We start from the raw sequence: 278 nt of genomic DNA on the forward strand, positions 1-278 counted from the left end.
ACTAATTGATATTTTTTTAATAAAAGAATAAAATTAATCTTTGTTATAAAATTCAATTCTATTGGAGATATTGTATGAGTAAGTATAAAAATATACGGAATAGCATGCTTTTTGCTATTATTGCCACTGTAGAGTCTGTGTTTTTAATTCTAATGATTCAGTTTTTAATGAGTTATTCAGTGACAAACGCGATTTCATGGGCATGGTTGCATAAAAAAATATTCATTTTAAGCATATTGATTTTAAACATTATGTTATTGGGACTAGTCAGCATTTGT

1 protein-coding gene is annotated in these 278 nt (G+C 25.5%); it reads left to right on the forward strand.

Going from position 1 to position 278, the window contains the following annotated elements; genetic code table 11:
* Positions 1-74: 74 nt before the first annotated feature.
* A partial coding sequence (locus D1831_RS14800) for a hypothetical protein (RefSeq protein WP_225422921.1) occupies positions 75-278 on the forward strand: 204 nt, incomplete at its 3' end.

The sequence above is a fragment of the Lactiplantibacillus garii genome (genome assembly GCF_003885105.1).
Lineage (GTDB): Bacteria > Bacillota > Bacilli > Lactobacillales > Lactobacillaceae > Lactiplantibacillus > Lactiplantibacillus garii.